Source organism: Kitasatospora sp. NPDC054768, assembly GCF_053612025.1.
On the sequence record NZ_JBSHBN010000078.1, the window covers coordinates 1 to 10,459 of the forward strand.

At 76.6% G+C, this 10,459-nt stretch carries 6 protein-coding genes and 1 pseudogene; 6 read left to right on the forward strand and 1 reads right to left on the reverse strand.

Features of this window, described 5'->3' with window-relative positions; all coding sequences use genetic code 11:
• Positions 1-286: 286 nt before the first annotated feature.
• From ACWGKU_RS22715 to ACWGKU_RS22740, 6 genes are all read left to right on the forward strand, one after another.
• On the forward strand, positions 287-721 hold the full coding sequence (locus tag ACWGKU_RS22715) for an STAS domain-containing protein (RefSeq protein ID WP_401054774.1): 435 nt from the start codon (positions 287-289) through the stop codon (positions 719-721).
• A gap of 11 nt (positions 722-732) precedes the next feature.
• Positions 733-1,227, forward strand: coding sequence for an ATP-binding protein (locus ACWGKU_RS22720; RefSeq protein ID WP_401054772.1), 495 nt, complete (start codon positions 733-735; stop codon positions 1,225-1,227).
• Positions 1,228-1,341: 114 nt separating this feature from the next.
• Positions 1,342-1,713, forward strand: a complete 372-nt coding sequence (locus ACWGKU_RS22725) for an STAS domain-containing protein (protein ID WP_401054770.1) — start codon at positions 1,342-1,344, stop codon at positions 1,711-1,713.
• Positions 1,714-1,916: 203 nt separating this feature from the next.
• Positions 1,917-5,795 (forward strand): HAMP domain-containing protein, encoded by a 3,879-nt coding sequence (locus ACWGKU_RS22730; protein WP_452179237.1) that lies wholly within the window; start codon positions 1,917-1,919, stop codon positions 5,793-5,795.
• Between the two features lie 88 nt (positions 5,796-5,883).
• Positions 5,884-8,241: a SpoIIE family protein phosphatase gene (locus ACWGKU_RS22735; RefSeq protein WP_452179238.1), complete on the forward strand. Its 2,358-nt coding sequence runs from the start codon at positions 5,884-5,886 to the stop codon at positions 8,239-8,241.
• A 47-nt stretch (positions 8,242-8,288) separates the two neighbouring features.
• Entirely contained in the window at positions 8,289-9,371 is a 1,083-nt protein-coding gene (locus tag ACWGKU_RS22740; protein ID WP_452179239.1) for a polyprenyl synthetase family protein, read from the forward strand.
• 56 nt (positions 9,372-9,427) lie between these two features.
• Here the strand turns inward: ACWGKU_RS22740 and ACWGKU_RS22745 are convergent.
• Positions 9,428-10,401 (reverse strand): annotated as a pseudogene (locus ACWGKU_RS22745) (glycerate kinase).
• Positions 10,402-10,459 lie beyond the last annotated feature (58 nt).

The window sequence follows — 10,459 nt, forward strand, 5'->3', positions numbered from 1 at the left end:
CTCGCGCGAAACGTCCTCGCGCGAAACGTCCTCGCGCGAAACGTCCGCGCGCGAAACGTCCGCGCGCGCCGGCCCGCGCGGGCGACCCGGGACGTGCTCCCGGGCCGGCGGCGGTACGTGTGTCCCGGCCGGGTTCGGGCAGACGCGGGGCATGGACGACCGACGGACGGTGCTCCCGCCCGCACCCGGGATACTCGCGGGTACGGCCGTCCGCGCGGCCCGGCACGGCGCGCGCGATGATGGTCGGGACGGCGCCCCGCCGTCCCCACCGGACCGGGAGCGAGCCATGCCACGGCCATCCGAGCAACCCTGCGAACCCACCGGGGAGCACGAGTCCGGCGGCCTGTGGGTCGAGGTCGGGGACCGGGGGCCGGTACGGATCGTCACCGTCACCGGGGAGCTGGACCACGACACCGCGGACGACCTGCGGACCGCCCTCGCCCGGCCGCCGTCGGCGTCCGGCATCGAGCGGATCGTCGTCGACCTCGCCGGCCTGCGGTTCTGCGACTCGACCGGGTTGAACGTCCTGCTGCGCGCCCGGCTGGACGCCGAGGGGGACGGGGTGCGGCTGGAGCTGGCGGGCGCCGGCCCGCTGGTGGTGCGGCTGCTCGCGATCACCGGGGCCGACGGCGTGCTGCGGGTCCACCCCGACCTCCGCACGGCCCTGGAGGCGCCCGGCGAGGGCCCGGCCGGGCCCGCCGCACCGCCCGAGCCGAGGTGAGGAGGCAGACCGTGGACCGCCCCGGGAACGGTGGGCCGCCGAGTCGGGAGCAGAGCAGGCGGCTGGCGCTGGAGGGCAGCGCCGGCGCGGTGCAGCGCAGCCGGGAGTTCAGCCGGCGGGCGCTGGTGTCCTGGCAGTGGCTGCCGGCCCCCGACGAGGACCGGCGGGCCGCGGCCGAGGACGTCCTGCTGATGGTCTCCGAACTGGTCACCAACGCCTGCCTGCACGCCCCCGGCGGCCCGCGCGAGCTGCGGCTCCACTGGGACGGCGCCCGGCTGCGGGTGGAGGTCGCGGACGCCAGTCCCGTCCCGCCGCGGCTGCGCCCCTTCGCCGGTGCGGGGCGGCCGGGCGGGCACGGGCTGCGGGTGGTGGACCGGCTCGCCGACGCCTGGGGATCCCGGCCCGAGGACGGCGGGAAGCTGGTCTGGCTGGAGGTGCCGCGCCCGCCGGCCCTGACGACGGCCGGGGCGGGCGGGGCGCCCGGGGAGCCGCAGCGGCCCGGCTGATCGCGGCCCGTCCCCGCCCGGGGGTTTCCGGCGTTCCGCAGCGGACAGCCGCAGGGGTGTGAGCGCCGGCATCGACCGAGCCCGGTCCTCACCGAGCGAGAGGAGCGCGGAGCCATGACGCAGCGCCCGCCGAAGTCCGGGGACCCGGCCGTCGACCGGGCCGAGGGGCTCAGCATCGAGGTCCGGCCGTGGGCCCTGGGCACCGTCCTGGTGCTGGTCGGCGAGCTCGACCTCGACTCCAGCGGGGACCTGCGGGCCGCGCTCGACCGGGCTTTCGCCGAGCCGGCCGGCGTGGTCGTGGTGGACTGCGCCGGACTGGAGTTCTGCGACTCCACCGGGCTCAACGCCCTGCTGCGGGCCAAGGCCCGGGCGGCGGTGGACGGCAGCCGGATCGAGCTGGCCCGGCCCCGGCCGCTGATCCTGCGGATGCTCGAACTCACCGGCGCCACCGACGCCTTTCCGATCCGCGAGACCGTGCCGGGCTGAGGCCGGTGGGGCCGCTGGGGCCTGCCGCCCCCGCCCGGGCCCGTCCGCCCCGGGTGTCCGCCCCTGCCCCGGGCGCATCCGCCCCGAGTGTCGCCCCCGGCCCGCGGTGGCACAGTGGGAGCAGGGCGGCAGCCCGTCGCCCTGGGGTCCGAGGTGCCCGGACGGCGCACCCCGGCCGTGCGAGCGATCCGGACGGTGGGCGGATGGACGAGCACCCGGTAGCCGCAGCCCCCGCGGCCGATCCGGCCGAGCAGGCGCTGCGGCAGCTGCTCGCCGGTCTGACGGCCGTGCGCGACGGGGACTTCCGGACCCGGCTCGCCCCGGACCGGCCGGGGGTGCTGGGGGAGATCGCCGAGGTCTTCAACGGCATGGCCGACCAGCTGGCCCGGGTGACCTCCGAGGTGACCAGGGTGGCCCGGGAGGTCGGCAGCGACGGGCGGCTCGGCGGCCAGGCGCAGGTACCGGACGCGACCGGGACCTGGCTGGAGCTGACCGACTCGGTGAACGCGATGGCCGGCAACCTGACCTGGCAGGTGCGCAACATCGCCCAGGTCACCACGGCGGTGGCGCGCGGTGACCTCACCCAGAAGATCGAGGTGGACGCGCGCGGCGAGATCCTGGAGCTCAAGAGCACCGTCAACACCATGGTGGACACCCTGTCCTCGTTCGCGGACGAGGTGACCAGGGTGGCCCGGGAGGTGGGCACCGAGGGCCGGCTCGGCGGCCAGGCGCAGGTGCCGGGCGTCGCCGGGACGTGGCGCGACCTGACCGACTCGGTGAACGCGATGGCGGGCAACCTGACCTGGCAGGTGCGCAACATCGCCCAGGTGGCGACCGCCGTGGCCGAGGGGGACCTCACCCAGAAGATCTCGGTCGCCGCCCGCGGGGAGATCCTGGAACTCAAGACGACCATCAACACGATGGTCGACCAGCTGTCCTCCTTCGCGGACGAGGTGACCAGGGTCGCCCGGGAGGTCGGCACCGAGGGCCGGCTCGGCGGCCAGGCGGACGTCCGGGACGTCTCCGGCACCTGGCGGGCGCTCACCGAGTCCGTCAACGTCATGGCCGACAACCTCACCGCCCAGGTCCGTTCGATCGCCGAGGTGACCACCGCCGTCGCGGAGGGCGATCTGACCCAGAAGATCCGGGTCGACGCGCGCGGCGAGATCCTGGAGCTGAAGGAGACCATCAACACGATGGTCGACCAGCTGTCCTCCTTCGCGGACGAGGTCACCAGGGTCGCCCGGGAGGTCGGCACCGCCGGGAACCTGGGCGGCCAGGCCACCGTGCGGGGGGTCTCCGGGACGTGGAAGGACCTCACCGACAACGTCAACGTGATGGCCTCCAACCTGACCGGCCAGGTCCGCTCGATGTCCGAGGTGGCGACCGCGGTGGCGCGCGGCGACCTCTCCCGGAAGATCACCGTCGAGGCCGAGGGCGAGGTCGCGGCCCTCGCCGCGGCCATCAACACCATGGTGGACACGCTGTCCGCCTTCGCCGACGAGGTCACCAGGGTCGCCCGCGAGGTCGGCACCGAGGGCATCCTGGGCGGCCAGGCCCGGGTGCCCAACGTCGCCGGGACCTGGAAGGACCTCACCGACAACGTCAACTTCATGGCGCACAACCTGACCAGCCAGGTGCGCAACATCGCCCAGGTCACCACCGCCGTCGCCGACGGCGACCTGACCCGCAAGATCGACGTGGACGCGCGCGGCGAGATCCTGGAGCTCAAGACCACCGTCAACACGATGGTCGACCAGCTGTCCTCCTTCGCCGCCGAGGTGACCAGGGTGGCCCGGGAGGTCGGCAGCGAGGGCCGGCTCGGCGGGCAGGCCCGGGTGGAGGGCGTCTCCGGCACCTGGAAGCGGCTCACCGAGAACGTCAACGAGCTGGCCGGCAACCTCACCCGGCAGGTCCGCGCCATCGCCGAGGTCACCAGCGCCGTCGCGGCCGGAGACCTGACCCGCTCGATCAGCGTGGACGCCTCCGGCGAGGTCGCCGACCTCAAGGACAACATCAACGCGATGGTCGGATCGCTGCGCGAGACCACCCTGGCCAACCAGGAGCAGGACTGGCTCAAGAGCAACCTGGCCCGCTTCTCCGCCGCCATCCAGGCCCGGCGGGACATCCGCGCCGTCGCCGGGATGATCACCGACGAGCTGACCCCGCTGGTCGGCGCCCAGTACGGCGCGTTCTTCCTCGCCGAGGAGGGCGCGGACGGCACCGAACTGGCCCTGATCAGCGCCTACGGCCGCCCGGCCGGGGAGCAGCGGCGGCTGCGGCTGGGGGAGTCCCTGGTCGGCCAGGCCGCCCGGACCCGGCGGACCGTCGCGGTGGACGACCTGCCGCCCGGCTACGCCACCGTCTCCTCCGGCGCGGGCGGCGCCGACGCCCGCTCGCTGGTCGTCCTGCCGATCGCCCTGGAGGAGTGGCTGATCGGCGTGCTGGAGTTCGCCTCGGTCCACCCGTTCACCCAGGTCCACCGCGACTTCCTGACCCAGTTCGCCGAGGCCTGCGGGGTCAACCTCGGCAACCTGCTGGCCAACGCGCGCACCGACGAGCTGCTCGGCGAGTCCCAGCGGCTCACCGCCGAACTCCAGTCCCAGTCGCAGGAGTTGCAGGAAGGACAGGAGGAACTGCGCCGCTCCAACGCCGAACTGGAGGACAAGGCCGCGCTGCTCGCCCAGCGCAACCGGGACATCGAGGCGAAGAACCTGGAGATCGAGCAGGCCCGCCAGGAACTGGAGGAAAGGGCGCAGGAGTTGACCCGGACCTCGATGTACAAGTCGGAGTTCCTGGCCAACATGAGCCACGAGCTGCGCACCCCGCTGAACAGCCTGCTCATCCTCGCCCAACTGCTCGCCGAGAACAGCGGCGGCAACCTCACCCCCAAACAGGTCGAGTACGCGGGCGTCATCCACTCGGCCGGCACCGACCTGCTCCAGCTCATCAACGACATCCTGGACCTCTCCAAGGTGGAGGCCGGGAAGATGGACCTGTCCATCGAGCCCTTCGCGGTGCGCGAACTGCTGGAGTACGTGGAGTCCGGCTTCCGGCCGCTGGCCGACCAGAAGGGGCTCGCCTTCGAGGTGGCCGTCGACCGGGCCGTGCCGGAACGGATCGTCACCGATCAGGCGCGGCTGCGCCAGGTGCTGCACAACCTGCTCTCCAACGCCGTCAAGTTCACCGACACCGGCCGGGTCGAGCTGCGGATCGAACGCGTCGAGGAGGCCGAGCTGCCGCCCGGACTCGGGCGCGCGCCCGCCGCGGTGGCCTTCCACGTCGACGACAGCGGGATCGGCATCGACCCGGCCCACCTGGACACCATCTTCGGAGCCTTCCAGCAGGCCGACGGCTCCACCGCGCGGCGCTACGGCGGCACCGGCCTCGGCCTGTCGATCAGCCGGGAGCTCGCCCGGCTGCTCGGCGGCGCCATCACCGTCCGCTCCGCGGCGGGGCAGGGCAGCCGGTTCACGCTGTACCTGCCGCTGGACGAGCAGGCGGCGGCGACGGGCGGCACGCCGGTGCTCGGGAACGGGGGCGGCGGCGCGGCCCCCGGGGGCGTGGAGCGGGTCGGCGGACCGGACGAGCAGCGGGTGCGGGTGATCCGGGCGCTCGGCGACGAGAGCCCCTCGGCGGTGGGGGAGACCGGGGAGACCGGGGAGACCGGGGAGAGCGACGCGCCCCCGGTCGTGGCGGGACCGCTCGCCGGAAGGACCGTGCTGATCGTCGACGACGACATCCGCAACGTCTTCGCGCTCACCGCCGCCCTGGAACGGCACGGGCTGACCATCCTGCACGCGGCCGACGGCCGCGCCGGGCTCGACCTGCTGCGCGCCCACCCGGAGACCGACCTGGTGCTGATGGACGTCATGATGCCCGAACTGGACGGCTACGCCGCCATCGCGGAGATCCGCGCCGACGCCCGCTTCGATCAGCTGCCGGTCGTCGCCGTCACCGCCAAGGCCATGCCCGGCGACCGGGACCGCAGCCTGGCCGCCGGGGCCGACGACCACATCACCAAGCCGGTCGACACCGGCCGGCTGCTGGAGCGGATGCGGGAATGGCTGGACGCGTCATGACCGCTGCCCGGCGCGGGGGAACCGCGGCCCGGCACTCGGGCACCGCTGCTCGTCGGGCAGGCACCGCGCCCCGGTCCCGGGGCGCGCCGTGACCGCCGAGCAGGAGGCCGCGGCGCAGGAGCCCTCGGCGCAGGAGGCCGCGGAGCGCACCGCCCGGGCCCTGGCCGAAACCGTCCGTCGTCTCCGGGCGGCCGCCGCCCGCGCGCACGCCGAGGCGCGGACCAGGGCCGCCGTCGACCTCGCCACCGGCATCCTGGCCGAGCGGCTCGGCCTGCCCGTCGCCGAGGCCGCCGCGCACCTCGCCCGGCTGGCCCGGGAGTCGGGCGTGCCGGTGCTCGTCCTGGCGACGGACATCGCGCGCCTCCCGGAGCCGGGCCAGGAACCGGGAACGGAACCGGGACAGGGCCCGGACGGCGGACCCGGACCGGCGGCATTCGGCCTCCCCGCCGCCGAACCGCCCGAGGCCGGCCCGCCCGTCGCGCCCGCACTCGCTTCCGCGCCCGACCTGGAGCACGCCGCCGGGGCCGTGCTGGACCAGGCCGCGGCGGCGCTCGGCGTCCGCGCCGTGGCCGTCTGGCAGCGGCTGCCCGGCGGCGCGCTCGCCCTCGCCGCGCACGCCGGGCTCCGTGCCGAGGAGGCGGCCGGCTGGTCCCGGGTACCGCCCGGCGTCCCCACCCCGGCGCAACTGGTCGTCGGCGGGGGAGCCGAGCTGTGGCCCGGCGAACCGGGGGCGGACGGTCCCTCGGTCGGCGGAGCCGCCGCCCGGGCGGTCGTCCCGCTGCTCGACCGGCGCCGCCGCACGGGCGCGCTGGAGCTGCTCTGGCCGGCCACCGGCCCCGATTCCGCCCCGGTGCTCGGCCCGGCCCGGCGCCGGGGGCTGTACGCCCTCGCCGACCTCTGCGCGACCCTGCTCGGCCCACCCCCGGAGCCCGTGCCCCCCGAGCGGGCCGACGACCTCCTGGACGGCCTGCTCACCCCCGCGCTGCTGCTGGCCCCCGTCCTGCGGGCTGGGCGGATCGCCGACTTCACGGTGGTCCGGGTCAACGCCCGGTTCCGCGACCCGCTCGGCCGGCCCCGGGAAGCGCTGGAGGGCGCCTCGCTGCTGGAGACCTACCCGGTCGCCTCGGCCGCCGGGCTGCTCGACCGGCTGCTGCGCGCGTACGAGACGGGCGTACCGTCGACCGCCGAGCGGGTCCGGCTCGCCTTCCGGGAGCAGGGGCCCGCCGTCCCGGTGGCCGTGCTGCTCTCGGTCGTCCCGCTCGGCGGCCGGGTGCTGGTCTGCTGGCGGCTGGACGACGAGCGGGAGGAGGACGAGCACGCCGCCCTGCTGCGCCAGGCCCAGCGGCTGGCCCGGGTGGCCGGGTTCGAGGAGCGCCCCGCCGAGGGCCGGATCCGCTGGAGCGACGGGCTGCGCGAGCTGTACGGGCTGGCGCCGGACGCCCCGCCCGTACCGCTGGACCGGCTCGTGCGGCACACCCACCCGGACGACCGGCCGGCGGTCCGGCGGCTGCTGGACACCGTCCGGCACCACCACCGCACCGCCTCCGCGGTGGTCCGGCTGGACCGCCCGGACGGCACCCACCGCTTCACCCGGGTGATCGCCGAGCCGGTGGTGGACGAGACCGGCCGGCTCGTCGCCGTCCGCGGCGCCTACCACGACGTCTCCGCCCAGCACTGGACGGAGGTCGCGCTCGGCGCCACCCGGGAGCGGCTGGCCGACAGCGAGCAGGAGTCGGCCGAACGGGCGCAGCTGGCACTGCGGCTGCAGCAGGCGATCCTGCCCGCCGCCCCGCCCCCGCTCGCCGTCACCGGCCTGCACGCCGCCGTCCGCTACCGGCCCGCGGCCCAGCGCGACCGGGTCGGTGGCGACTGGTACGACGTGCTGGTGCTACCCGACCGGCGGGTGCTGCTCGCGGTCGGCGACGTGGCCGGGCACGGCGTCGGCGCGGCCACCGGGATGGTCGCGCTGCGGCACGCGCTGCGCGGCCTCGCCGTCACCGGGGCCGGCCCGGGCCGGCTGCTGGAGTGGGCCAACACCGTGGCCCTGCGCGAACCGGGCCAGGTCACCGCGACGGCCGTCTGCGTGCTGGTGGACCCGGTCGGCGGCGAACTGCGCTGGGCCCGGGCCGGCCACCTGCCGCCGATCCGGCTCGGCGCGGACGGCGCCCAGGTGCTGCCGCTGCCGCACGGCGTGCTGCTCGGCGCACTGGACGACGCCGAGTACGAGGAACGCACCGCCCGGCTCGACCCGGGTGACGTCCTGCTGCTCTACACCGATGGCCTGGTCGAACGCCGGGACCGCCCGGTGGAGGAGTCGGTGGAACAGTTGCTCCGGGCGGCCGGCGCCCCCGGCCCGGACCTGGAGCAGTACCTGGACCGGCTGCTCGAACTCAGCCCCGCCGACACCGACGACGACACCTGCCTGATCGCCGTCCAGACCGAGTAGGCAGGGCGGCTGCGCGGTCCCGTACGCCGGATGCGAGGGTGGGCCTCGTGAACGAGACGATCACGGCAGCCGCCCGCGAACGAGCCGCCGGACACCGGCGCCGGTTCGACCTCCGCTTCGAGGCCTACTTCGCCGCCCTGCCGGAGCGCCTCGACACGCCGCCGCTCAGCCGCTTCACCCCGCGCTGCCTGGAGCTGCTGCGGGACCTCTCACTGCGCGGCGGCAAGCGGCTGCGGGTCGCCCTGCTGTACGAGGCGGCCCGCCTGGTGACCACCGACCCGGTGCCCGGCCTGGCGGAGGCCGCGCTGAGCATCGAGCTGCTCCAGACGCACGGGCTCGTCCACGACGACATCATCGACGACGCGCCCGTACGCCGCGGCGGCCCCTCCACCTACTACGCCTACCGCCGGGAGTTCCCGGCGGCGGACCGCACCGCGCTCGGCCTGGCCGTCCTGGCCGGGGACCTCGCCGCCTTCCTCTCGATGCGGGTCCTGCTGGAGGCGGACGTCCCCGCCGAGCTGCGCCAGGCGATGCTGGAGGTGCAGCTGAACGCCGGCGCCGAGACGGTCGCCGGCCAGATCCTCGACCTCGAACGCGACTTCCTGCCGCTCCCGGACGAGGAGTTCCTGCACACCGTCTGCGAGTACAAGTCGACCCGGTACTCCGTGCTCGCCCCGCTGCGGCTGGGGCTGCTGGCCGCCGGCGAGGACGTGGCCGGTCACGACGCACGGCTGCGCCGGTACGCGACCCTGGTCGGCATCGGCGGCCAGCTGCGCGACGACTACCTCGACCTGTTCGGCGACGAGGACGCCACCGGCAAGTCCACCGGCGCCGACCTCCGCGCGGGACGCCGCAGCTACGCCGTGAGCGCCCTGCTCGCCCGCGGGGACGAGGCGCAGCGGGCCGTGGTGGAGTCCGCGCTCGGTGACCCGCACTGCCCGGCCGACGCGGTCGAGCAGGTCCGCGAGCTGGCCCGACGGCTGGGCGTGGACCGGAAGCTCCGCTCCGACATGCGCCGCTGCGCCGACGCGGCCCGCGCCGAGGCCGAGAGCTGGCGCCCGCACTGGCGGGAGGAGGCGGTGGCCTTCTTCGAGGGGCTGCCGCCGGCGAACGTGGTGCCGGGCGGGTGACCCGGGCGGCTCGGTCCGCGCCGAGCGCGAGGGGACCTGGCCCGGACGGCGGGAGTTCAGCCCGCCGCGTCGTGGGCGAGGCGGGCACCGGCGCGGACCAGCCACAGGCGGGCGTGCTCCCGGGCGGAGGCCGGGTCGCCCGCGAGCGCGGCGAGGGTCAGTACCCGGTCGTCGGCCGACTCGCCCGCGACGATCCGGGCCGGGACGCCGGCCCGGGCGGCCCGGGCGAGGACCTCGCCGACCGCCTTGCCACGCAGGCTGGTCGCGTCGTACCGGCCCTCACCGGTGATCACCAGATCCGCCGTGGCGATGTCCCGGTCGAGGCGGAGGAGGTCGGCGACGGCGGCCGCGCCGGGGCGGACGACGGCGCCCCAGGCGGCCGCGAGGCCGTAGGCGGTGCCGCCCGCCGCACCGGCGCCGGGCTGCGCCGGGTCCGCGCCGAGGAGCGCGGCGAGCCGGGTGAGGCCCTGGTCGAGCAGGGCGACCTCGCTCGGGTCCGCGCCCTTCTGCGGGCCGTAGACGGCGGCGGCGCCGTCCGGGCCGAGCAGCGGATTCGTGACGTCGGTGAGCAGCACCACGCCCTCGGGCGGCGCCGGGCGCAGGCCCGTGGCGTCGACCCGGTGGGCCCGCGGCAGTGCTCCGCCGCCGTCGGGGAGCTCCCGGCCCCGCGCGTCGGTCGCCGCAGGCCGAGCGCCGCGAGCAGGCCGCTGCCGCCGTCGGTGGAGGCGGAGCCGCCGAGGGCGACCGCCAGTCGGCGCGCGCCCGCGTCGAGGGCCGCCGCGACGGTCTCGCCGGTGCCCCGCGTGGTCGCGGTGAGCGGTGCGGGGCGGGACATCGGGGGCAGCCCGCTGGCGACGGCGAGTTCCACCAGCGCGGTGCCGTCGGGCAGGAGGGCGTACCGCCCGGTGACCGGCCGCCCGTCGGGGCCGGTGCGGCCGGGGACCTCGTGCTCGGTGGTGCCGGGCAGGGCGGCCGCGGGGGGGGGGGGGGTGGCCGCCCCCCCGGCCGCCCCCGGCCCCGCGCAGCCCACCTGGCCCCCCCGCCCCCCCCCCCCGCCCCCCGCCCGCCCCCCCGCGGGGGCGGGGGCC